The organism is Chitinophaga sp. W2I13 (assembly GCF_050434005.1).
Lineage (GTDB): Bacteria > Bacteroidota > Bacteroidia > Chitinophagales > Chitinophagaceae > Chitinophaga.
The window spans coordinates 4,438,548-4,463,424 of record NZ_JBNPWD010000001.1 but is presented as its reverse complement, the minus strand read 5'-3'; the positions used below and the strand labels follow the sequence as shown (position 1 = coordinate 4,463,424).

Genomic DNA, 24,877 nt, shown 5'->3' with positions numbered 1-24,877 from the left:
TCCGAGTAATCAGTATAATCAGCGTAATCAGCGAGAAAGACAAAATCCGCATCACACGCTCTCTGCGACCTTCTTCAGGCCGGCCAGCACCTGCCGCCAGTTGTCGCGCGAATGATCACAGGCTTCCTGGTTTTCAAAATTTTCCTGGGTGATGGTAAAGCCGGTAGCGCCGTTACCGTTGCTGTTCAGGGTATAAACGATGACGGAATAGTTTTCCGGTTTATCTTCTTTGCCGGAACTCAGGTAGGTGAAAGATAGTTTTTTGTCCGGCTCCATCGCCAGTACTTCGCCTTTTTCTTCGTAGTGTTGTCCTTCCCATTCACCGGACCAGATCACAGGACTGCCCACTTTCCAGTCGCTGGTAACATCTGTTCCAAAAAAATATTGTTTGATCAGGGTCTTATCAGTGATGGCGGCCCATACTTTTGAAACGGGGGCGTTGATACTGGTACTTTCCGAAAGTTTTAACTGCTTGTCCATAATACATTGTTTTTGATAGTACAATATTAAGCAACGGCTGTTCCGCCCGATTGCATTTTACGGATTAATTCTAACGGAATTGGGAGTGACCCCGAACTTCTTTTTAAAAGCATTATTAAAATGCTGGGGCGTGGAATAGCCCAGCTCATAGGCTATTTCAGCGGATGTTTTCTGTGTTCCCTGCAGGTACTGGTTAGCCAGCTCCAGGCGTTGCCCGGTGAGATAATCGAACACCGTGGAATTAAATGTTTCTTTAAAACCGCGTTTGAGTTTATATTCGTTCAGTCCTACGAGTTGCGCTATTTCACTGAGGCCAGGCGGGTTACTAAGCCGGTCGTTGATCAGGTCTCTGACAGCAATGATCTTTTCTTTATCTGTTTTATTTTTTATAAAGATGTCTTTCTTCGCGGTGTAATTATATGCTTCGGCCGATAGTACCAGCAATTCAATACTCTTTGACAGGAGGAATAATTTTTTCAGCTGACCCGTAAAACGGCAGTTCAGTATCTGGCTGATTACCTGTTGAATACCCGCGTCAATAGGGCCCCAGTTTTCAGACAGCAATACGCTTTTTCCACTCAGCACGGCTTCACAAAACCGTTGCAGGTGTTCATTCCCGTTTTCGGTAAATTCCAGGAATTGTTTTTTGGAGAACTGGATCCCGAATGTTTCTATCTCAGTGGCTTTGGGCATTATTTCGATCTCAAAGCCATTTGAATACATAATATTATGATGCCCGCCGATGAGGTCAAAAGAACGGTCCAGTTGTTTATACGAAAAAGCATAATCGCCTTTCATACCAAAATGGAGGCGTACCACATCGGTATCGTTGCTGGCACGGATTTTATCGGGCTTTGTGTAACGGGAAACGGTATGCGTTAACCGGATATCATCGCAAAACCAGTCGGTGATATCGGTAACGCTGAATGCGGTAACTAACTGATGTTGTTTATCGTGGTTCATAATGGGCCTTAAAAATACGAATATTCGGTACCTTTCGTACAGGGGGTATCTTTGATTTGCACAATTAATACTGTCATAATTACAACTATACAAGTATTACGCCGCCTATCTTTGCCTCATTGTATTACAGCAACCCGAAATTACATTATATGAAGTACAGAACACTCGGAACAACAGACGTACAATTGTCAGCCATTGGACTGGGCTGCATGGGAATGAGCCATGCCTATGGCACACCGGACGACGTGGAATCCATTGCCACGCTGGAAAAAGCCCTGGAAATCGGGATCAATTTCTGGGACACCGCGGATGTGTATGCTGCCGGTAAAAATGAAGAGCTGATTGCGAAAGTATTGAAGCCTAACCGCAGCAAAATATTCCTGGCCACCAAATTTGGATTCACTTCTTCGCCTGCTTCGCCCGGCGCCGTGCAGTTCGATGGTTCACCCGCGTACATGAAGAAAGCCGTGGAAGCCAGCTTAAAAAGATTACAAACGGATGTGATTGATTTATATTATGCCCACCGCATCGATCCGAATGTGCCGCGTGGAAGAAATGGTAGGCGCCATGGCAGACCTGGTGAAGGAAGGAAAGGTACGCTACCTCGGCCTCTCTGAAGCTTCTGTTACCAGCCTGCGTAAAGCGCATGCCGTACATCCCATCAGCGCATTACAGAGTGAATACTCTTTGTTAACAAGGGATGTGGAGAAAGAGATCCTGCCTGCCTGTAAAGAGATGGGCATCAGCTTTGTGCCATTCAGTCCGCTTGCGCGGGGCCTTGTTACCAACGACCTCGATATATCCAATCTTGCTGACAACGACTTCCGGAAATCTCTCCCCCGCTACCAGGGCGAACATGCGGAAAACAACCGCCTGCTGGCCGCCGGATTTGCGGAACTGGCTGCCGGTAAAAACTGTACCCCTGCTCAACTGGCACTGGCATGGGTATTAGCACAGGGCGAAAATATCATCCCGATTCCGGGCACCAAAAGAAGAAAATACCTCCTCGATAACGCCGGCGCTGTAGACGTGAGTTTAACACCTGCTGATCTGCAAAACCTGGAAGACTTACTGCGGAAGTATCCCAACACCGGGGAAAGGTATAGTGAAGCAATGAACAAACTGGTGGATCGGAGCTAGTAGCGCGAATTTTGTCTTTCTCGCTGATTACGCTGATTTTGCTGATTACTCGGATTTTTACTTTTGGATTTTGTAAAGGATTAAGGAGATAAAAGCGGATGTATCGCTTTTATCTCCCTTTTTTTATATCCTAAGAAAATCAAAAAAATCAAAAAGTAAAAATTCGAGTAATCAGCAAAATCAGCGTAATCAGCGAGAAAGACAAAATCCGCTTACTTCTCCTGGAAAGGATACAACGCCGTCTCCACGTGTGCTTCGCGCATGTAGGCGGTCAGTTTGCGCGTAATATCGGGATGGGCGGCGGCTATGTTCTTTGTTTCTCCGGGGTCGGTGGAAAGGTCGTATAATTCCAATGCTCCATCGGGGTGTTGAGCGGCGTGGAGGCGCACGGCTTTCCAATTTCCCTGCCGCACGGCCTGGCGGCCGCCGTCTTCGTGGAATTCCCAGTAGAGATAGTTATGTGGTTGCTGTCCTTTTTTACCGGTGAGGGTGGGTAGTAGTGACACGCCATCTGTATAGGGTACTGCGGGTGCGTTGGTGAGTTGCGCCAGTGTGGGCATGATGTCCCAGAAAGCGCCCTGGAAGCTGTTGGTACTGCCGGCTTTGATGTTGCCGGGCCAGCGTGCAATAAATGGTTCACGGATACCGCCTTCGTACAGGTCGCGTTTAACGCCGCGGAAACCTCCGCTGCTGTTGAAGAATGCCGGATCGGCGCCGCCTTCTTTATGCGGACCGTTGTCGCTCGTAAAAATTACCAGGGTATTTTTATCCAGGCCCAGTTCTTTTAAGCGCGCCATCACCTCTCCTACATAATTATCCAGCCTCGTAACCATGGTGGCAAAGGCAGCATGCGGATATTGCTGTGAAGCGTAACCGGGCACGGTGGCGTTAGGACCGTAGTCGTTGCCTTTATAGGGCTTCTCTTCAAACTTGCCTTTAAAATGCCGGAAGAGGCTATCATCCGGCACCTGCAGCTCTGCATGTGGCAGGGTGTAGGTGAGGTATAAAAAGAAAGGTTTGTTTTTATTATCATCCAGGAAGCGGAGCGCCTGCTGCTGGATGAGATCCGGCGCATAAGTGTTCATGTGCTCCAGCCGGCCGTTTTGTTCCAGTACCACTTTGGTATCGTTGTCCCACAGGTGTGTTGGGAAAAAGCGGTGCGATTCGCGCTGGCAGTTATAGCCATAAAACCGGTCTGTCCCTTGCTTCATCGGATCACCTTCCGAGCCTACCGGGCCCAGTCCCCACTTACCAAAGATGCCGGAAGTATACCCGGCTTTTTTCAGTACTTCCATTAGCGTGATAACAGTGTCGGCTATAGGCTGTTGTCCTTCGGGTTGTATTTCTTTATTGCCGCGGATAAAAGTATGACCTGTATGCAGGCCGGTAACCAGCGACGCACGGGAGGGTGCGCATACCGACGTGCCGGCATAGAATTGTGTAAACCGCATGCCCTGCTTTGCCAGCTGATCGATATGGGGCGTATTGAATTTTCGTTGACCATATGCACTCAGGTCGCCATAACCCAGGTCGTCGGCCAGAATAAAAACAATATTGGGAGGGGGTGTTTTCTTTTGCTGTGCCGCTACGGGTGCGGTTAACAGGGTAAATCCTGCTGCAATGGGCAGCAATGTGTTAAAAATTTTCATGTTCATGTTGCTATACCTTGCAATTACTTCGCTGATCCAAAATACAAAGTATTCCCGTCTTTTTTCAACAATGGGGTAACGCGCAGACTAATGGGGACAAACTGATTATTAAAGCGGAGGGAATGTCTTCCCTCCGCCTCGTGTTTTACATTTTAAATACTTTACCTCCCACCATTACTTCCTGGGTGGCTTCATCAAAGGTGGCTTTCATACCGGTGCGGTAGGCCGCATTACCCATGATGAGTGCAATAGAATGTGAGTAGGCCGCTTCGATCGGCGCATTGGGTTGCTTACGTTCACGTACCGATGTCATCCAGTTGCGTACATGCGCGTTGGTGAGCGGGTCGCCGCCGGTGTTGGCGCTGGTGGTGGCAGCTTCGTCATTGCTGAGCGTTTGAGGCGTCAGCAGGTTGGCGTGCATCCCCATTTCCTGGGCTTCTCTTTCTGTGAGACCACCGGTAGCGCTTATTTTGTTGGTAGACATATCAATAGTGCCACCATTGGAGTAATAAATTTCTTTGGTACCGCCGGCGGAGTTGTGGAAACGGCTGCTGTACATTACCTGGAAACCGTTGGTAGGATCATTCTCCGGACCGTAGTCGAAAACTGCGGTGAGGGTATCCGGATTTTTACGACCGTCTTTCCACATATAAATGCCGCCGTTGGCGACCGCGCTGCGTGGATGTTTCAATCCGCTGAACCAATGCACGGTGTCTATCTGGTGTGTCATCCACTGTCCGAAGATACCGGAAGAGTAGGGCCAGAAGAGGCGGTATTCGAGATATTTACGCGGGTCCCAGCTATCCTGCGGGCGACCTGCCAGGAAGCGTTTCCAGTCGGTATCTGATTCTTTAATGGAATTTACCAGGTCCGGGCGGCGCCAGCGGCCTGGCTGGTTAACGTTCCAGGTCATTTCCACCATCGTAATGGGACCAAATTTTCCCTGCTGGATAAAGTTGGCGGCTGCATGATAGCTTGGACCACTGCGGCGCTGTGTACCCACCTGCATAATGCGGCCCGAGTCTTTCACGGCTTTGAGAGCACTGCGGGCATCTTCCATTGTTTCCGCGAAAGGTTTTTCACTGTATACGTCGCACTTGTTTTTTACTGCTTCAATGGTATGATAAGCATGCTGAAAATCGGCGGAGGCGATGAATACCGCATCCAGTCCTTTGATATTGTACAGCTCATCGTTATTCATACAGGCCTGTACATTATGCCCGGTTTTCTGCTGCAGGAAAGCCTTTCCTTCGTCCCTGCGGCGGTTCCATATATCAGATACAGCCACCAGGTCGAAGTTCAGTTCCTTGTTGTTATTAAAGAAAGATGGCAACAGGGCCTGGCGTGCGCGATCGGAGAATCCTACCAGTCCCACATTTACACGGTCGTTGGCGCCCATGATGCGGGCGTAGCTGCTGGCGGGCATTCCCATAGCACTGATCGTGAGGCCGGCTCCTGCCAGTAACGACTGTTGCAGGAATTCCCGTCTTGTTTTTTTTGATTCAGACATATAAAGGCGTTTTTTTATAGTGTGTTGTTTATTTGGCGTAAGCTTCTTTCAGTTGTCCTTCGAGGTAGTCGAAGGCTGGTTTGTACTGCGTAGCAGGGTCGTCCCAGCGGCATTCCATCATAATATGACCGGTATATCCGATTTTATGCAGGGCGGCAAAATAGGGCCGGAAATCGTCGCCGGCTACACCGGGAGGTGTACGTTTATCCCTTTCCGCGATATGGCAATGTACCAGTACTGCTTTGGCATTTTCGATGCTGGCAGGAGATTCATGCTCTTTAAGCATATGATAGATATCTGCCGTAAGCCGGAAGTTAGGATGTTGTATGGCGGTAACGATCTCATAGCCTTCTGACAGGGTATTCACAAAATTAGTCTCGGTGGAATTGAGGTTTTCCATAGCAATGGTCACGTTATATTTTGCCGCCACCACTGCCATTTTACGGCACAGTTGAATGAATTGTTGTTTACATTTGGCCCGGTCCGCGCCCTCCGGTATTTTCCTGGCTTCCCCGCTGCCCAGTACAATGATCTTTATTCCGGCGATTTTTGCCCGTTGCATCACGGAGTCCACATACCCCAGCACTTTAGCTTCGTCTACTTCGTTGCCGGTTAGTTTCATGGTTCCGGGAATAAATACGTTACAACTCTGGATCTTGCATTTACTGCTGCGGATGGCATGCAGCTGTTCCCTGAACTGGGCCTCGCTCAGTGCAGGTGAAAGGATCTTCCGCACGGTTTCTTCCATGAAAGTAAACCCGTTGGCAGCAGCGAGACTGTCGTTGGAAAAAGAAGAACAGATGCCGATGGCAGGCAACGACTGTGCATTCGATTGCAAAAACGGGGAGAAGACAACGGCTAAAAGGAGTAGCAACCAAGTTTTCATAACGTCTGGTAAGTTTATGTGGAAAAAGGAACAGCTTTAAGATAATATCTAATTCCGGAAAAACAAAACAAAAAGACGGGGGCGGGAAAATGGAGGGCTATATGGTTCGCCTGGACCTGGCCGTGAACCGGGGACACCGTAGCTAAAAACACGCTTCCCGGTCGTGCCGTGACTACTTCACCGATACTTCTGAGTTGCCTCATCCATGGGTATACCATGGATCTTCCATACAGTACTAATACTGTTCGCATGCACTCCCCATGCACTCCTCATGCACTAAGCATGCACTCCCCATGCACTATCTCCCCTTTTTACCCGCCGAAAAACAACACAGGCTATGATTGGTAAAACACTGGTAGGTACCCAGCGATTGACAAATCATAGCCTGTATTCTGCGTTCATCGGGATAGCCTGACGAAATAAAAGGTAATTTTTGAATTTATATGGGAAGGAAAAGCAGAAAGAAGTGCTGACTAATTATATTCCTTTTTTAAAAAGGCACTTAATTCCTGTTCGAGTTTTTGCTGTTCTGAATGGAATGGCGAAAGCCGGTACAATACATTGCCGCTACCCGTAACAATAAGATCCACTAAAAAGAAAACCGCCGTGAAAATAGATGGTTTTGCAATTCTCTCTATCATAATTTCATTTTCTTCTCTTGTTACCTGGATCGATACAAAAGCAGACTTCTCCACAAAAATACTTTGCTTGTTACCGAAATCAAATAGTTCATATGAATACCTGTCGGAAAACTTTTGCTTTAAAGTCTCCGCTAATTCGTTAATGGAAGGAAGTATTTTTGAGGCGGCAATTTTCATCTTTTTATATTTTCTATATTAATATAACTATAAATTCCGACAAACCCTCAATAAAAAAACTGTTGTTACAAATTTCCCTTCTTCATTTCACTCACCGCATAGCTCGCAGCCCTTGCCGTGAGCGCCATATATAAAAGCGAAGGGCTTTGATTGCCGGTACTCGCCATGGCAGCGCCATCTGTTACAAATACATTTTTACAATGATGCAGCTGGTTCCATTCGTTCAGCAACGAAGTACGGGCATCCTTCCCCATGCGGCAACCTCCCATTTCGTGTATGTCCAGACCCGGGGCCTGCTTGTTATCATGCTGCTGAATATTTTTACACCCTGCCTTCTCCAGCATCTCTGCACTTTGCGTCAGGAAGTCACGGATCATCTTTTCGTCGTTATCATCATAATCAACAGACATCACCAACAGTGGTATGCCCCACTGATCCTTTTGGTCGGTACTTAATCTCACCTGGTTGGTTTCTTTCTGAATAGTTTCTCCCTGCATATACATATAAGTGCTCCAGGCGCCCGGTTCGGATAACGCTTCCTTACACGCAGCGCCTATGCCCTCCCCGTTTCCCCGCCCGCGATGCGCGCCCATAAAAGTGGTGAACCCACCTACATAATCAGTGTCCTGGCGGTGCAGGTTCCGGTAGTTGGCAATGATAGGCTCCGTAGGATTACGCCCATAGTAGTATTGATCTTCCATTCCTTCTATACCGCCACTCACCGACGCCCTGTAATTATGAAACGCTACATACTTACCCAGCAACCCGCTGTCATTACCAAGACCGTCAGGGAAACGACGGCTGGTAGAGTTGAGCAACACCAGGTTGCTGTTCAGCGCCGAGGCATTTACAAAAATGATCCGTGCAAAAAAATCGGTGACCTGTTTTGTGTTGGTATCAATTACCCGCACACCCGTAGCTTTGCCTTTTTGTTCGTCGTAAATGATGGAATGCACAACAGAAAAAGGCCGTATCGTAAGGTTCCCGGTTTTCTTTGCCCACGGCAGCGTAGAAGAAACGGAGCTGAAGTAGCCGCCGAAAGGACATCCCCGCATACATAAATTCCTGGCCTGGCATTTTACACGGCCCTGCTGGAAATGTATTTCTTTTGGCTCGGTAAGATGCGCCCACCTCGCATGTACAAGGTGACGGTCTTTGTAATTTGCATGGATCTTTTGCTGTATCGCTGCTTCTGCGCAGTTAAGATCAAATGGCGGCAGAAATTCGCCATCCGGCATGGCTTCAATGCCATCTCGGGTACCGCATACGCCAATGAACTTTTCAACATGCGAATACCAGGGCGCAACCGTTTCATAATTAACGGGCCAGCCGGGGCCATATCCATACCGCTCGGGGGCCGTAAATTCAAAATCACTCCAACGCTGGCAGGCACGCCCCCAGGTGAGCGACTTCCCTCCTACCTGGTAGCCGCGTATCCAATCAAACGGCTTTTCCTGTATGTAAGGATGATCTTTATCTTTGATAAAAAAATGTGCAGTATCTTCTCCAAACCCCGCAGCCTTGGAGATCAAAGGATTCTCCTGTAAAAACTCCTTCGTCATTTGCCCGCGATGCTTAAATTCCCACGGCGCTTTAGTCGCAGTCGGATAATCTTTTACATGCTCCACATTTTTTCCCCGCTCCAGCACCAGCGTTTTTAATCCCTGTTCACATAACTCTTTCGCAGCCCACCCGCCGCTGATCCCCGAGCCGATCACAATAGCGTCAAATGTATTTTGCTGAATGCCTGTTGCATTGATGAAGAAGGAACGCTCTTTCATAACATGGATTGTGGAAATGAATTGCTAAAATAGGGAAACACGGGCTATCCGCGTCACCTAAAATTTTTTCAGCAACCGTTCCAGATTAATCCCCCTTCCCAATACCGGTTTAAAAAGATCCCCTTCCGATTTGACACGTGCCAATGCGTTCTCAATGGTAAAATCGGTCATCTTTAATCCTTTCCTCACTTCCTCCCAATACAGGGGCATGGAAACCGTGGCTCCTGGCTTGGGCCGCAATGAATAAGGTGCGGCAAGCGTAGCTTTGGGCCGGTTCTGCAAATAATCGATGTAGATCTTTCCCTTTCGGTTGCGGGTCATCCGCTCAATACTGGTAAATGTTGGTAACTGCTCCTGTGCTTTGGTGGCAACCAGCTTTCCGAAAAGCTGGCACTGATCATAGGAATATTTTGCGTTCAGGGGAATATAAATGTGAATGCCCGTAGAGCCGGAAGTTTTAGGATAACTTTTAATTCCTAATCCCTCCAGTACCTCATGCACCACCTGCGCAGTTTGAATCACCTGCGCGAAAGTATTACCCTTATCGGGATCCAGGTCAATCAGACACCAGTCGGGATTATCCGGGTTATGAATGGTGCTGTTCCAGGGATTCATTTCAATGGCTCCCAGGTTAGCCATCCAGAGTAAACTCGCTTCATCTTCTACTACCAGGAAATTTTTGTCTTCCCCTTCGCTGGTGCGGTAGGGAAACTGTTTGACCCATTCAGGCGCTACAGCGGTCACATCTTTCTGGTAAAAACTTTTACCTTCTATCCCATTGGGAAAACGGTTAAGCGACTGGGGGCGGTGTTGAAGATAAGGAAGGATGTAAGGCGCCATCTGGTAATAGTAATTCAGCATATCCCGTTTAGTGTATCCTTCTTTAGGCCAGAATTTTTTTCCAAGGTTACTGAACTTCAACTGATGCTGGCTCACCTGTTTTACCTGTGTTGCCTCTGTTGGATTCAACAACGATTTGCGGCTGCGCGTACCAACCGGTTTGGTTAACCGCACGGTTTTCGTCTTTTCTTTTTGAGGGAGTATATCCACTAATTCAGCGGATTCTTCGGCGGTAACAGCTTTGGCTGGCTTGTCGGTCCGCATGCCTTCAAAGCTTGGATGCCGCATGACGCCGTCGCCCGTGATTTCTGCATAGCTCACTTCACAAACCAATTCGGGCTTCAACCAGGTAGCGGTTGCCACCGGCGGGTTTGGCCGGAAGCGGGAAGGCTGGTTTACATCAGGCGTTTCTATAAAAGGACATTTCTTTATTTTCAATGGCTGAAAGCGCTGCATCAATTCTTGCTGCTGCCTGGTATTAAACCCGGTGCCGATTTTACCGGTATACCGCAGCTTCCCGTTTTCATACACGCCTACCAGCAGGGAGCTGAATGCCTTGGGAGAACCTTCGTTATTAGTAAACCCGCCGATCACTACTTCGTGCCTTTTATTGGATTTTATTTTTAGCCAGTCCCTGCTCCTGTCCTGGATATAAAAACTGTCTGCTTTCTTCGCCATAATCCCTTCCATTCCCATTTTCTTTGTAGCTGCCAGGAGATCAGTGGCGGACGTATTAAAAGATTCGCTGTAACGGATGATGTCTGTTCCGGGGATAAGGGCCTCCAGCAGCCCCCTTCTGCTGGTAAGCGGCAAGCCGGTAAGATCCTTTCCGTCGTACCATAACAGGTCAAAAATATAATAGATCAGTTCCCCATCCGCCTCGCTCCGCCAGTTTTGCAGCGCGCCAAAATGAGCGATTCCCTTTTCATTGAGTACACAAATTTCACCATCAATCACTGCATTTTTATTCAACTGCAGCAATGCCTGGTGAACAGGATAAAATTTATCATTAAAAGATTTGTTATTCCTTGATATCAGGTTTACGTCACCATTTTTACATAAGGCAACAGCACGATAACCATCCCACTTCACTTCGTACAGCCAGCCTTCTCCACCGGGGGGCTGGTCTACCAGCGTTGCCAGCATGGGCTTCACTGTTTTGGGGAAAGGCTTCTCCGGTGCATCTGTAAAACCATACTTCCGGAGTAGTGTTTGCAGTTTTCCGGACACCTTGCCGGCCTTTGCCGGGGGAGAAGATCTTTTCTTTTTAACCGTTGATGTTCGCATACTTTCTTAATAGTAATTCTTATGCCAAAAGTAACCGTTAATAAAAGCGAAGCCTGCGTGATAACCGCGCCAGATGAGCCTGTAACAAATCCCTCAGGCTGTTTACCCACTGCGGCATTATTACACAATTGAGTGATATTATCCCCACTTATAAAAAAAGACAGATCCCGCTGAACGGCCACCACAGCCATTTTATAATCATATCATCATCCGGCACCTGATTTGTTTCCGGATTAAAATGTAACCAGATCCCAATATTGTGTCGTATGAAAAAGAAAATTACCAGCCTTCTCATTGAAGAAAAAGCAGATCAACGCATCCAGTTTTACCTGTCCTTAGACCTGCTGAAAGTTAACCAGGCCTGTATTTGCCAGGACAACACCTTTGAGGCGCTTGCCTATCTGAAACTACAACCCGGTTTCGTCCCCGATTATATATTTATTAGTTCGGGGGTACCAGTTGCACATGCTGCCTTGTTTATTCAGCAAATCCGCAGGTTAAAAAGGCTGGCCACTGTACCTGTGATACATTTTGCAGCGGCCGCAGAGCAGCTACCCCTTGATAACCTCAGCACGCATGGCTTCTCGGACTGTTTGCCCAAGCAGCCTGATATTTATTGTTTAAGAGATGCACTGAAAATCATCTTTGAAAAAGATTACAGCAGGACAGTTATCGCAGAACCTGTTCCGGTGCTGAGCAACGTGGCTTCACTGATAAAGGAAATGATGCACGGAAATCAAACAACACAGGAAGCGCCCCGTCGATTATCTGCCTGATCCGTTATTTTAAATACAACATATGGCGTTACAACCTTCCGGCAATATAGCAAGGAAGGCAGGGATACTCCTGCATATTACTTCATTGCCCGGCCCTTTTGGAATAGGAGATATGGGGCCTGCTGCACGGAAGTTTGCTGACCAGCTGCACAACAGTGGCCAGCAGATATGGCAGGTGCTGCCTGTAAATCCTGTTGATATTTCCAATGCATCCCCGTACAGTGCGTTATCCGCTATGGCGGGAAACATTTTGCTGATCAGCCCGGAATTGCTGATGGAAGACGGATTGCTGGATAAAGAGATGTTGGTAAAATTTACTTTGCCTTCGGCAGATACGGTGGATTTCAATGTGGCCGCGCGGTATAAAATGGCCATCCTGGAATCGGCCTGGTTAAATTACAGCAACGGCGTTTATCCTGCAATAGCGGCCGACTTTGACGCCTTCTGCAATCGTGAGGCAACATGGCTGAAAAGCTATGCCACGCACAAAGCGCTGTCTGTCAAATACGGCGGCAAACCCTGGCAGGAATGGGATGCGCCCGACCGTAAGAAAGATGCCCGTCTCAGCACTGAATACGCCGCCATCAGTTTAAAGGAACAATGGTGGCAGTTCATCTTCGACCGGCAGTGGCAGCAACTAAAAACATATTGCCACCAGCGGAACATTCAATTGTTCGGAGACCTGCCTTTTTATATCAGCCACGCGGCAGCAGATGTATGGAGCCACCGCGAACTTTTCCTGCTGGACGATAAAGGTAACATGACCAGCGTAGCAGGCGTACCGCCGGATTATTTTAACGAAAACGGTCAACGGTGGAATATGCCCATCTATCACTGGCCACAACTTAAAAGTACCGGCTACGAGTGGTGGATGCAAAGGATTAAACGGAACATGCATTGGTTCGACCTTCTCCGGCTCGACCACTTCAGGGCCTTTGCCGCTTTCTGGCAGGTGCCCGCCACGGCCCCCACTGCAAAGACCGGCGAATGGCAACCAGGTCCGGGTGGCGACCTGCTGAAAGCGATGATCAGCGCTTTTCCCGGCAATCCCTTCGTAGCAGAAGACCTCGGCGACATCGATAAAGCGGTGACAGACCTCCGGGACCAGTTCCGGTTACCAGGTATGAAAGTATTACAGTTCGCCTTCGGCGATGATATGCCCGTAAGTGTGCATATCCCCCATCACTATCCGCAAAACTGCTACGCATATACCGGCACACACGATAACAATACCATTGCCGGATGGCTGGAGGAAGAGGCATCGCCGGCAGCATGCAATCGCCTGAAACAATACGCCGGCATTACGCCCGGTAAAAAGAAAAAACACCTCCTGCCTGCCCGCATGATATATGCTTCTGTTGCGGCCAATGCCATACTGCCCATGCAGGATGTACTTGGGCTCGGCGCTGCCGCCAGGATGAACAAACCCGCAGCAGAAGGGCAACATTGGGCATGGCGAATGCTGCCGGGGCAGTTCGACAAAAAGACGATCACGAGATTAAAAAAATGGACACAGCTATATAACCGGTAATTTTATGAGCAGATACGATTTGGCAGGAATATTCACCAACGCAGATGGAGCTACCACCTTCCGGCTGTGGGCGCCTTTCCGTAAGGAAGTGGCGTTGCAACTGCACGACCGCCTCTTACCAATGGAACGTTCAGCGGAAGGATATTGGGAACTAACGCTAACGGACATACGCCCCGGAACACGGTACACCTACCTGCTGGATAGCCACCTGCAACGCCCCGACCCGGCTTCCCGCTGGCAGCCGGAAGGCGTACACGGCCCATCCGCTGTTCCTGAAACGTCGTTCACATTTACAGATGATCACTGGACCGGTATTGACCCCGAAAAAATGATCATCTATGAAATACATACAGGCACATTCTCTGCCGGAGGCAACTTCCGGGGCATCATCCAACACCTGCATTATCTCAAAGAACTTGGCATTACAGCCATTGAAATAATGCCCATCGCGCAATTTCCGGGTAACCGCAACTGGGGATACGATGGCGTATATCCGTTCGCGGTACACAACAGCTATGGCACACCGGATGAACTGAAAACGCTTGTTAATGCAGCCCATGCATTGGACATCGCTGTGATCCTGGATGTGGTATATAATCACCAGGGCCCGGAAGGCAACTACTTCTCCGACTTCGCGCCCTGGTTCACCGATAAGTATAAAACACCCTGGGGCGATGCCGTTAACTTCGACGGCCCCTGGTGCGATGGCGTCCGTAACTTTTATATACAAAACGCCTTAATGTGGCTGGAGGAGTTTCATATCGATGGCCTCCGTCTCGATGCGGTGCACGCGTTCTCCGACAACAGCGCTGTGCATTTCACAGAAGAGCTGTCGGCAGCCGTAAAAGACCTGCAGGAGCGCACCGGCAAGCGGAAACTGTTGATCGGTGAAATAGACCTCAACGATCCACGCTTTATCAACTCCGCATCATCAGGAGGTTACGGCCTTGATGCGCAGTGGGTGGATGAATTCCATCATGCCTTGCATAGCCTCCTAACCGGTGAGCAGCAAGGATATTACGAAGACTTTGGCGCCGTGTCACATCTCGCCCGCTCCTTTGAAAACGCCTACGTTTATACCGGCCAGTATTCCGTTCACCGCAAAAGAAAATTCGGCAGGGAACCTTCCGGTAACCCGTTCCACCAGTTCGTTGTTTTTTCACAAAACCACGACCAAACCGGCAACAGGATGCTGGGTGAACGGCTGTCGTCACTGGTTCCGTTTGAAGCGCTCAAACTGGCTGCTGCCACCGTCATATTATCTCCCTTTATTCCCTTATTATTTATGGGAGAAGAATATGGAGAAAAAAATCCGTTCCTGTTTTTCACCTCTCATACAGACCCCGCACTCATGAAGGCAGTAAAGGAAGGACGGCAGCGGGAATTTGCACACGCCGGCGAAGCGCCCGATCCACAGGATGCTGCTACTTTTCAGCGAAGTAAATTAAGCTGGAATACCACTGGTGATAATAACACGGCCCTGCTCAACTGCTATAAAGCATTGCTGGCGCTGCGTAAACAACAACCGGCTCTTTACAACACCGCCCGGGAAGGCACCCGTGTGCACCGTGCAGAAAATGAACGCCTGCTGATACTGGAGCGCCGCATGAACGCTGATACGCTGCTGATCATATTTAATTTCGATTCCAATACGCAAACAGTACCCTACACCACCCACGGCAAACTGCGGCAGATATTTGATTCTGCCAGTACGCGGTTCAACGGACCAGGTACATTACCTCCAGCTGAAAACGAAAACCAACTGGTAATACCACCTTTATCTGCTGTTGTTTATGAAATAATTGCTTATGAAAACTGATACTACTTACCCTCTTTCCACGTACCGCATACAGTTCAATGATGCATTCACCTTTGCACACCTGGAAGAAATACTCGACTACCTGCAGCAACTGGGCATCACCACCATTTATGCATCTCCCATATTCGATGCAGTACCCGGCAGTTTACACGGATACGATGGCATTCATCCCCATCGCATCAACCCTGCCATTGGCACACTGGACGACCTCCGCAGGATCAGCGCTGCACTCAAACAACGCGGCATGACCTGGATACAGGACATTGTACCCAATCACATGGCGCTGCATCCCGGCAATGCCTGGCTGATGGACACATTGGAAAGAGGCCCTTCCTCTCCCTGGTATCATTTCTTTGATATCGATTGGGAGTACCGCGATCCGCAACTCCACGGCCGGCTGATGGTTCCTTTCCTCGACCGGCCATTGCCGCAGGCCATCACTGAAAAACAGATCGCCTTTACAGCTGATACGGAAGGCTTTAAATTCGATACCGGCGGACTGCAATTCCCGCTGTCGGCTACCGCCTATGATATTCTCCTCGATGCCTTCGACGATTTACATCCGCAGATATACGAATGCCTGCTTACCCTCAAACAAAACAGCCGGCTGCCATTATCGCCGGAAGATTGGTCTGCACAGAAGCAACGGCTGTTTACCGGTTTGCTGCAAACAACCATACTCAACACATTCCTGGAACAGGTGAACAACCACGAAGCGCTGCTCACCCTGTTGTTGGAACAACAATACTATCTTTTTACCTACTGGCGCGAAGTGGAGCAACGGATCAACTACCGCCGCTTCTTTACCGTAAATGGACTCCTCACCCTGCGGATGGAAGACAAACAGGTATTTGACACCTGGCACAAATTCCTGCACGAGCTATACCAGGAAGGTCTTATCCAGGGACTACGCATCGATCATATCGACGGCCTGATGGAACCGGCTATGTATGTACGCAGGCTCCGCGAACGCTTTGGGGACAACTGTTACATTATAGCAGAAAAGATCCTGGCAGAAGGAGAGTCATTGCCGGAGAACTGGCACCTGGATGGCACCACCGGCTATGAATTTTTGTCGGATGTAAACCATCTGCTCACCAATCACTGGGGCGATGAAAAGATCAGCCGCTTTTACCGGGCCCTGTTCCCCGGACTCGCCAAATACCGTCAGCTGGTGCAGAATAAAAAAACAATGATCCTCCAAACACAACTCAGCGCCGAATGGGATAACCTGGTGCACCTGTTGTTCCAATACCAGCTGGCGCCAAAAAACACCGACCGCCAGAAGCTGAAAGCGGCGCTGGGATTATGGATGGTATGCATGCCTGTATACCGTGTTTATCCTGAAATATGGCCACTGCCTGAAAACGACATACATATTCTTGAAGAAGCGCTTACCGCTGCCACACAACGTGTGCCTGCATTAACAGAGGAGTTTACCCTGATCCGCTCCTGGTGGGAGGAAGATTTCGAAAAACCTGCTGTTGCTTTAAAGTTTTTAAAAAGACTGATGCAGTTCACCGGCCCGCTCACCGCAAAGGGCGTGGAAGACACCGTATTTTATGTGTATAATGCCCTGCTTTCGCACAACGAAGTAGGAGATTCACCCGCAGGTTATAAATGCACACCGGCGACTTTTCACGAACGCAGTATCAAACGGCAGGAATTATTTCCGGGATCACTGAATGCTACAGCCACGCACGACACCAAACGTGGCGAAGATGCGCGCATCCGCTTAAATGTACTCACCCTGCTTCCCGACCTTTGGATTCAGCAGGTACAGCAATGGCATGCCATGAACAGCATTTTCCGCGAAGAAACCGCACCGGCGCAAAATGATGAATACTTCATCTACCAATCCATCATCGCAGGCTTTCCTGAAAATAATGATCCCGGAGAAGATTTTATCACACGGCTTTCCGATTATCTCATCAAAGCGCTGCGCGAATCAAAAGAACACAGCAACTGGACTGCGCCGGACGAAGCTTATGAAAACAGCTGCCTGCGTTTTATCCAACAGTTGTTTTCCCCGGATCATGGCTTCCTGGAAAGCCTCCGCATTTTTATGGAAAAGATCAACCAGCATGCGCCTATATATTCACTCAGCCAGCTGCTGCTGAAAATTACGGCGCCGGGCATACCGGATATCTACCAGGGCTGCGAACTGTGGGACTTCAGCTTTGTAGATCCCGATAACCGCCGCCCGGTAAATTATCTCAGCCGCACCAATATGCTGTCACTGATACAGCAGCTGGAAGAAGATGATCCGGCCGCGTTAATAAAACTGCTGAAGGAAAACCGCCACTTTGCCTGGGAGAAATTATTTGTTGCTGCCAAAGCTTTACAATTCAGGAAAGCACATGCTGCACTTTTTCAGCAAGGCGACTATCTCCCGCTCAGCGGCGACCAGGATCCGCTGATAGCCTATGCCCGGCAACATGAACAGAATATCTGCCTGGTAATAGCGCCGCTATTAAATGCGGATAATAATATTGGCCAGCGGTGGTTGGTGCTGGATAACAATATGCCACAGCAATGGCGTAATATATTTACGGGAGAAAGGATAACAACGGAAAACGGGAAGCTTCCGCTGGCATTATTGGATCGCTTCCCGGTTGCCCTGCTGGAAATGGTATCAGGCTGATTTATCTTCTTCCTTCATTAATAAAATAAGCGATCTGCCCGCTGCCATCAACTGGCTGCCGGCGGTATATTCATCGCCTTCCTCATTGGTGGCAGTGTTCACCACCATCTTCCAACGGTCGCCATATGCTGCGGGAGGCAGCTGAAAACCCAGTTCATCATGATGTGCGTTAAAGATGATATAAAAGCTGTCGTCCAGGATTTTGTTTCCTTTTTCATCGCGGGTGCGTAAACTGAGTCCATTGAGATAAACACCCAGGGAACGGGCAAAGTCGGTATCCCAGTGCTCTTCAGACATAGGCGTACCTTCCGGCAGGAACCAGGCGATATCCTCTACGCCCACACTCTCCACCGGCTCGCCCCGGAACCAGCGCTTGCGGCAGAATACCGGGTGCTGCCGGCGAAGCGCAATCATCTTTTTTGTAAAGGCAAGTAGTTCTTCATCTATGCCTGCCCAGTTCAGCCAGCTCACTTCATTATCCTGGCAATAGGCATTATTGTTTCCCTGCTGTGTTCTTCCTGCTTCGTCGCCGGCCAGCAACATCGGAACGCCTTGTGATAAGAACAGGGTGGCGATGAAGTTTCTCTTCTGCCGGAGTCGTAATGTATTCACCAGCGGATCATGCGAGGGTCCTTCATTGCCGCAGTTCCAGGAGCGGTTATGACTTTCTCCGTCTTTATTGTCTTCCCCGTTGGCTTCATTATGTTTCTCATTATAAGATACCAGGTCGTGCAAGGTGAATCCATCATGCGCGGTAATGAAATTAACGCTGGCAGTGGGGCGGCGATAATCTTCTTTATAAAGATCCGCACTGCCGGTGATCCGGGAAGCAAATTCCGCGAGCGTGCTGTCGGCTCCCCGCCAGTAATCACGGATACTGTCGCGGTATTTGCCGTTCCACTCTGCCCAGCCGGGCGGAAACTTACCTACCTGGTAGCCGCCTTCGCCCACATCCCAGGGTTCTGCAATAAGTTTTACCTGTGAAATAACCGGGTCCTGGTGGATGATGTCGAAGAAGGCGCTGAGCCGGTCTACTTCATGCAGCTCACGCGCCAGCGTAGCCGCCAGGTCGAAGCGAAAACCATCCACATGCATGTCTGTAATCCAGTAACGCAGGCTGTCCATGATCAGGCGCAGTACATTCGGTAATCTTGCATTCAGCGTATTGCCGGTACCGGTATAATCCATGTAATACCTTTTATCCTCTGTAAGGCGGTAATACACCGCGTTGTCCACGCCTTTGAAGGAAAGGGTGGGGCCCAGGTGATTGCCTTCGGCGGTGTGGTTGTATACTACATCCAGTATTACCTCAATACCGGCGGCATGCAGCGCTTTTACCATCTCCTTAAATTCCGTGACCTGTTCACCACAACAGCCGGAAGCGGCATATCGTGCATCCGGCGCAAAAAAACCAATGCTGTTATATCCCCAGTAATTCGTTAATCCTTTATCTACCAGGTAACGGTCGGCCACAAAATGATGTACCGGCATCAACTCCACCGCGGTAACACCTAGCTGTTTTATATATTCAATAGTGGCCGGATGCGCCATGCCCCTGTAAGTGCCGCGTATTTCATCCGGAATACCGGGATGCAGTTTGGTGAAACCCTTTACATGCGTTTCATAAATAATGCTTTGCTGATAAGGTGTTTTAGGCGGCTTATCATCACCCCAGTTGAACTGTTGATCTATCACCACACTTTTGGGAATAAAAGGAGCGCTGTCTGTTTCACTGTAACTCAGGTCTTGATCCGGATGCCCCGGTTCATATCCGAACAGCGAATTATGCCAGTTGATAGTTCCGCTCACCGCTTTCGCATAAGGATCTATCAGCAGTTTATTGGGGTTAAAACGGTGTCCTTCCGCCGGTTCATACGGGCCATGTACCCGGTAGCCATATAAAAGGCCAGGCTTCGCGCCAGGGAGATAGACATGCCATACATTACTGCTGCGGTCCGAAAGACGGACAGTATCGTATGCGCTTCCTGCAGGATCATTAAACAGGCACAGCTCCACCCGGGTAGCATTTTCTGCATACAACGCAAAGTTTACCCCCTGGCCGTCCCAGGTGGCGCCCAATGGGAACGGGCTTCCGGGATATGTTGTTGTTTCCATATATCAGGTTACTACTTTTAGCATATGGTTATTCAAAAGGACCTACCTCTCATCAAAGCCGATGCCATACATAGGAAACGTTTTCCTTGACCGCCCCTGTAAACAGATTAAATTATCCATATATTTGCTTAGACCAGCATTTGAATAATGGACCCACTATCTACCCTGCATATCCGGATCATTAACCAGGTTTTTGAACTGGACAAGAAAACAAGTACCAAACCGGAGCTGCTATCCCTGCAACGTAATATAGACCGGATCAAACAGCATTTTGAAGAAGCCGGATATACCATTCTTAATCCATTGGGTGAACCGTACCGGGAAACACGGGTGGATTACGAAGCCAGTATCACCGGTGATATGTCGCCGGACATGGAAATAGTAAATGTGATCAAACCTGTTGTATATTATACTGCCGGGGGACAAAAGTCCATTTTACAAAAAGGGGTAGTCATTGCCGCCGCAAAATAAACCTATGAACAACCAAATTAATTTCGGTATCGACCTGGGCACCACCAACTCCCTGATCGCCAGGTTCCAGAACGGCGCCGTGGAAATCTTCAAAAACCCGTTTGGCCAGAAAGAAACACTGCCTTCGGTGGTGGCCTTCCGGAAAGACAGGATCATTGTTGGCGACAAAGCCCGTGAACTGATAGAGAAAGATCCGGAAAATGTATTCTCTTCTTTCAAAAGAAAAATGGGAACATCGGAATCTTTTTTTGTGCCCAATACCAGCGACTTTAAAACACCGGTAGAACTCTCTGCCCTTGTACTCCGCGAACTCAAAAACTTTATCTATACCGGTGAAAAACCGGAAGCAGTGATCATCACGATCCCCGCTTCTTTTGATACGATCCAGTCGAACGCTACCAAGAAAGCAGGTAACGATGCAGGCTTCAGTGAAGTACTGCTGTTGCAGGAGCCCATTGCCGCCAGCCTGGCTTTTGCCAACAAACAGGCCAACGCTACCTCCCTGCAGGGCCAATGGCTGGTGTATGATCTTGGCGGTGGCACTTTCGACGTGGCCCTCGTGAAAATTGTGGACGGTGAAATGCGTGTTACCGATCATGAAGGAGATAACTATCTTGGCGGCGTTGACTTCGACATCGCCATCATAGAGCAACTGGTGATCCCTGCCCTGCAACAACAACACGCCTTCCCCGACCTGCTCAACGAGATGCGCAGCGCACGCGGTAAATACAATACCCTGTATCATATCCTGCTAAAAAAGGCAGAAGAAGTAAAAGTGCAGCTCACCGCCAGTTCTTCTGCAGAAATAGAATTCGAGATCACTGATGCCGGCGGACAGACACAGGATATTTATCTCACCATCACCCGCGAACAATTTGAAACCGTTATATACGACCGCATACAATATTCCGTTGATCTGGTAAAAAGGATTATCAGCCGTAACCACCTCACCGCTGCCGATATCAAAGAAGTAGTGATGATCGGCGGCAGTACCTACATCCCGCTGGTAAAAAACCTGGTTACTGCGCAACTGGGCATCCCGGTTAACTGCAGCGTAGATCCTACCACCGCGGTGGCCGCAGGCGCAGCATGGTATGCCGGCACCAAAACAATTACTCCGTCCAAATCCGCGGCCAGCAAACCTTTGGCGGCAGGCATACCGGACATCCGGTTTAAAACTGCCTACCAGAAAAACACTGCCGATAAAGAAGAATATTTCACTGCCATCGTAACCGGTCCTGTAGCCGGACTAAGCTATCGCATTGTGCGTACCGACGGCGGCTACGACAGCGGCATCAAACCGCTGCAGGAACGCATATCCGAAATGTTGCTGCTCGCCGAAAATACCAGCAACGCATTTAATATCCTGGTATTCGATGCCGCCCACAACGAACTGCCGGTACAGGCACCGGTGATCGCTATTTCCCAGGGCAAGTTCAACATTCATGGTCAGCCACTGCCCAACGATATCTGCATTGAAATAGATGACCTGGAAAATAATACGACCAAGCTGGAACTTATCTTTGAAAAGAACGCCATCCTCCCGCTGAGGAAAACGATCATCAAAGAAGTGATGAAAACCATCCTGCGCACCGGCCAGGACAGCCTGCTGATCAACGTACTGGAAGGAAGTCGCTATGCCATCCCGGGCAGTTGTATCCCTCTCGGCATGATTGAAATAAAAAGCACAGACCTCATCACCGACCTTGTAAAAGGCTCCGATGTGGAAATTACTTTGCAGATCAGCGAAAGCAGGGACCTGTCCGTGAAAGCAGTATTGCTCATGAACGAACAGGAATTCTCCGAAGTATTTAACCCTATGGTCAGGAAAATAAACACTGGTAAACTGCTCGACGATATCCGGCAGCTGCGCCTGAGTGCATCTGAAAAAATAAAATCATTCAGGAGAAGCCAGCAATATGAACTGGCTGCCACGGTACAAGATATCATGGTGGATCTTGATCATATCAGCAACCGCCTGGAACTGCTCAGCACAGACGATGTGACCGATGAAAAATATCAGCTGGAAGAAAAGAAACGTAAACTCGCGCAACACCTCGACAGCACCGGGAAAGACCAGCTGATCGTAGAAATTACCGAACTCTATTTTAAACGGAAAGAATATTGTTTGTATAATATCCGGGAAGAAGAAGACAGCGCCCGCATGATCCGTTTTGAAAAGGTCATTGCCGATGAAAGCGCCTGTCTTTCTTCACAAAGCTACTATGCAATCAAAGCAAAAATTGATGAGCTGAATGACCTCACCTGGGAAATAAGACGCAATAAACCCGAAACCTGGATCAATGCGTATTATTACTATGCCAATGTAAGTACAGAAGATTATACTGACCCGCAAACAGCTGCCCGTTTCAAGGAAATCGGAGAAAGAGCGCTGGAACGGAAAAATTATGAAGAACTGAAAGTAGCCGTGAATCAACTGTACAACCTCATGCCGGATACCAAAAAAGAAGCCGATCAGCTGAAAGGAACCGGGATCGGCTAATTGGCGATTTCCAGCTCTATGCCTGCGGCATTATTTTCCAGCAGGTTGAAGTGGAGACTGGTACTGTCTGTGAGCCCGATTTCAATAGGGATATTCCGGTTGGAAGTGGCCCAGTAATTGGGATCCAGTTTGAAAATAAGGCTGCTTTCTTTGAGGAAGCCTTTGGAATTTTTATAAGGCAGGAGGAAAAAGCCTTTTGTGCGGTATGCATGTACATCGCTCATCGGGTATTTAGCCTCCTTTGTTCCATCCCAGTATTGCCCTGCATAAATATACAGCTGGTTAACCGAGAGCTGTAATGGTACAAAGGCACTGTCGGCCGGCGCAATATAACAGGAATAAAAAGTATCCGGCGTCTGGATCATGGCGATGAAAGGAACTGTTAAACGGTTATAAAGGTGCAGGCTTTGACGGAAAATAGTGTTTGCTTTTGTGGTTGGTATAGTAATTCCAGGCTCCCGGTTTATAAAACGATCTTCCTCCTTTTTCAATCCAGCCGGATCATTGGTATTTTTGAACAGGTATTTATCCAGCGCAGCCATAAAATCGGGGCCATATACATCTGCGCCCGTTTTCGGCATTATGGCCATATCGCTTCTGCCGGAATCAAATGCGGCAACCTGCATATTGTCTAGCAGGTATTTCACCGCCGCTTCCGTGCGGCTGCCGGCAAAATAATTTGTAGATGCAGGTAACGTGGGGTTGTGCCTGGTAAACATCGGTCTTACGTTGATAACAAAAAAAAGTATCAGCGCAATACCAATGATCAGGGAACCTGCACCCTGTTCACTTAACCATTTCGGCCGGATAGGCGCTACCCAACGCCCAATCCGCTGTGTAAGCGACATCTTTTTCTCCTGCTCCTTCCAGTACCCTTTCATCTTCGCTTTCCATCGTTGCATTTCCTCCTGCACATATTCCGAGGTCAGTAATTTCCCTACCAGTCCAAGTGTAGCCATGCCATTTGTAAAATCATTCCGGTAAATAGCCAGGCCCAGGTTAATCATGCAGATACCGTAATCACTTCTCCACTCATGAAACACTTGCGGCAGCTGATTCAGTTGTTTCACCAGGAGAATATTGGCGAAGCCCCACAGCTCTTTCCATGGCATCACTTCGCCGGCCCGGAGTTTCGTTATAACAATTTTCGCCTGTTCTTCCAGTACTCTCAAATAACGGAATATCCGCCCATAACTGGTAGTAGTATGTTCCGCATCCAGCAGCCAGGGATTGGCAAAAAGATGGGAGGTATTTTGCAGCCGCTGATGTTTCAAACTATCCAGTACCGCATTTGTAAACAGCGGTTCATAATAAGGAGAGATAAATTTCAGGAACGCATGCTCTTCGTAAAGCGGGTTATTGGCAAACCGGCCGGTGATGTCACCCGTTTCCAGGAAATGCAGCAGTACGGGGTCGGCGGCGATTTGCGCATGATAGCGCAGCTCATTGCCTGCCGACAGCTGGTCAAAAAACTGCAGGAGCTGGTGCTTATTGAATACCCAATCATTTACTTTAAGTTGCTTATCATCGGAAAGTTCCAGTTCTGCCAGCATTTTTTTCCGGAGAAGGGATAACGCAGCACTGTTCCCGGTATCTACGGGTCCACCATGAACGGCTTCCAGGAAACTAAGGGGATTCACATATTTCATAAGAAAGCAAAATAA

18 protein-coding genes are annotated in these 24,877 nt (G+C 48.7%); 8 read left to right on the top strand and 10 right to left on the bottom strand.

Annotated features, from left to right (window positions below; translation table 11 throughout):
- Window positions 1-51: 51 nt before the first annotated feature.
- Both QFZ48_RS18525 and QFZ48_RS18520 read right to left on the bottom strand, forming a co-directional pair.
- Window positions 52-480: an SRPBCC family protein gene (locus QFZ48_RS18525; protein ID WP_429050593.1), complete on the bottom strand. Its 429-nt coding sequence runs from the start codon at window positions 478-480 to the stop codon at window positions 52-54.
- A 57-nt stretch (window positions 481-537) separates the two neighbouring features.
- A complete protein-coding gene (locus QFZ48_RS18520) occupies window positions 538-1,443 on the bottom strand; it encodes a helix-turn-helix domain-containing protein (RefSeq protein ID WP_429050594.1) in 906 nt (301 codons plus the stop codon).
- Between the two features lie 149 nt (window positions 1,444-1,592).
- On the opposite strand from QFZ48_RS18520, the gene QFZ48_RS18515 reads away from it, so the two are divergent.
- Together QFZ48_RS18515 and QFZ48_RS18510 are read left to right on the top strand one after the other, a co-directional pair.
- Complete coding sequence (locus QFZ48_RS18515; RefSeq protein ID WP_429063193.1) at window positions 1,593-2,060, top strand: aldo/keto reductase; 468 nt, start codon at window positions 1,593-1,595, stop codon at window positions 2,058-2,060.
- Window positions 1,960-2,583, top strand: coding sequence for an aldo/keto reductase (locus tag QFZ48_RS18510; protein ID WP_429063192.1), 624 nt, complete (start codon window positions 1,960-1,962; stop codon window positions 2,581-2,583). Before QFZ48_RS18515 ends, QFZ48_RS18510 begins: the two co-directional genes overlap by 101 nt.
- 212 nt (window positions 2,584-2,795) lie before the next feature.
- Here the strand turns inward: QFZ48_RS18510 and QFZ48_RS18505 are convergent, their stop codons facing one another.
- From QFZ48_RS18505 to ligD, 6 genes are all read right to left on the bottom strand, one after another.
- On the bottom strand, window positions 2,796-4,232 hold the full coding sequence (locus tag QFZ48_RS18505; RefSeq protein WP_429063191.1) for an arylsulfatase: 1,437 nt from the start codon (window positions 4,230-4,232) through the stop codon (window positions 2,796-2,798).
- A gap of 145 nt (window positions 4,233-4,377) precedes the next feature.
- A complete protein-coding gene (locus QFZ48_RS18500; protein WP_429050597.1) occupies window positions 4,378-5,742 on the bottom strand; it encodes a Gfo/Idh/MocA family protein in 1,365 nt (454 codons plus the stop codon).
- A gap of 28 nt (window positions 5,743-5,770) precedes the next feature.
- Complete coding sequence (locus tag QFZ48_RS18495) at window positions 5,771-6,628, bottom strand: sugar phosphate isomerase/epimerase family protein (RefSeq protein WP_429063190.1); 858 nt, start codon at window positions 6,626-6,628, stop codon at window positions 5,771-5,773.
- 473 nt (window positions 6,629-7,101) lie between these two features.
- Window positions 7,102-7,446 carry a hypothetical protein gene (locus QFZ48_RS18490; RefSeq protein ID WP_429050599.1) on the bottom strand — a complete coding sequence of 115 codons (345 nt, stop codon included), beginning with the start codon at window positions 7,444-7,446 and terminating at the stop codon, window positions 7,102-7,104.
- Window positions 7,447-7,511: 65 nt separating this feature from the next.
- Window positions 7,512-9,227, bottom strand: coding sequence for a GMC oxidoreductase (locus QFZ48_RS18485; RefSeq protein WP_429063189.1), 1,716 nt, complete (start codon window positions 9,225-9,227; stop codon window positions 7,512-7,514).
- Window positions 9,228-9,284: 57 nt separating this feature from the next.
- A complete protein-coding gene (ligD, locus tag QFZ48_RS18480) occupies window positions 9,285-11,354 on the bottom strand; it encodes a DNA ligase D (protein WP_429063188.1) in 2,070 nt (689 codons plus the stop codon).
- A 266-nt stretch (window positions 11,355-11,620) separates the two neighbouring features.
- On the opposite strand from ligD, the gene QFZ48_RS18475 reads away from it, so the two are divergent.
- The 4 genes from QFZ48_RS18475 to treY are packed head-to-tail and all read left to right on the top strand — an operon-like array spanning window position 11,621 to window position 18,124.
- The gene (locus QFZ48_RS18475) at window positions 11,621-12,130 is read left to right on the top strand and encodes a hypothetical protein (protein WP_429050602.1); all 510 of its coding nucleotides are present in this window, start codon (window positions 11,621-11,623) and stop codon (window positions 12,128-12,130) included.
- 22 nt (window positions 12,131-12,152) lie between these two features.
- Entirely contained in the window at window positions 12,153-13,661 is a 1,509-nt protein-coding gene (gene malQ, locus QFZ48_RS18470; protein ID WP_429050603.1) for a 4-alpha-glucanotransferase, read from the top strand.
- Window positions 13,662-13,665: 4 nt separating this feature from the next.
- Window positions 13,666-15,480: a malto-oligosyltrehalose trehalohydrolase gene (gene treZ / locus QFZ48_RS18465; RefSeq protein ID WP_429063187.1), complete on the top strand. Its 1,815-nt coding sequence runs from the start codon at window positions 13,666-13,668 to the stop codon at window positions 15,478-15,480.
- The gene (gene treY, locus QFZ48_RS18460) at window positions 15,470-18,124 is read left to right on the top strand and encodes a malto-oligosyltrehalose synthase (protein ID WP_429063186.1); all 2,655 of its coding nucleotides are present in this window, start codon (window positions 15,470-15,472) and stop codon (window positions 18,122-18,124) included. The genes treZ and treY overlap by 11 nt, the downstream gene beginning before the upstream one ends.
- Here the strand turns inward: treY and glgX are convergent.
- Window positions 18,116-20,239, bottom strand: coding sequence for a glycogen debranching protein GlgX (gene glgX, locus QFZ48_RS18455; RefSeq protein WP_429063185.1), 2,124 nt, complete (start codon window positions 20,237-20,239; stop codon window positions 18,116-18,118). The two genes, treY and glgX, sit on opposite strands and share 9 nt — an antisense overlap.
- Before the next feature lie 147 nt (window positions 20,240-20,386).
- On the opposite strand from glgX, the gene QFZ48_RS18450 reads away from it, so the two are divergent.
- Both QFZ48_RS18450 and QFZ48_RS18445 read left to right on the top strand, forming a co-directional pair.
- Window positions 20,387-20,710 (top strand): hypothetical protein, encoded by a 324-nt coding sequence (locus QFZ48_RS18450; protein ID WP_370908180.1) that lies wholly within the window; start codon window positions 20,387-20,389, stop codon window positions 20,708-20,710.
- Window positions 20,711-20,714: 4 nt separating this feature from the next.
- The gene (locus tag QFZ48_RS18445) at window positions 20,715-23,213 is read left to right on the top strand and encodes an Hsp70 family protein (RefSeq protein ID WP_429050607.1); all 2,499 of its coding nucleotides are present in this window, start codon (window positions 20,715-20,717) and stop codon (window positions 23,211-23,213) included.
- Here the strand turns inward: QFZ48_RS18445 and QFZ48_RS18440 are convergent.
- Window positions 23,210-24,862: a hypothetical protein gene (locus QFZ48_RS18440; protein WP_429063184.1), complete on the bottom strand. Its 1,653-nt coding sequence runs from the start codon at window positions 24,860-24,862 to the stop codon at window positions 23,210-23,212. The two genes, QFZ48_RS18445 and QFZ48_RS18440, sit on opposite strands and share 4 nt — an antisense overlap.
- Window positions 24,863-24,877: the final 15 nt, after the last annotated feature.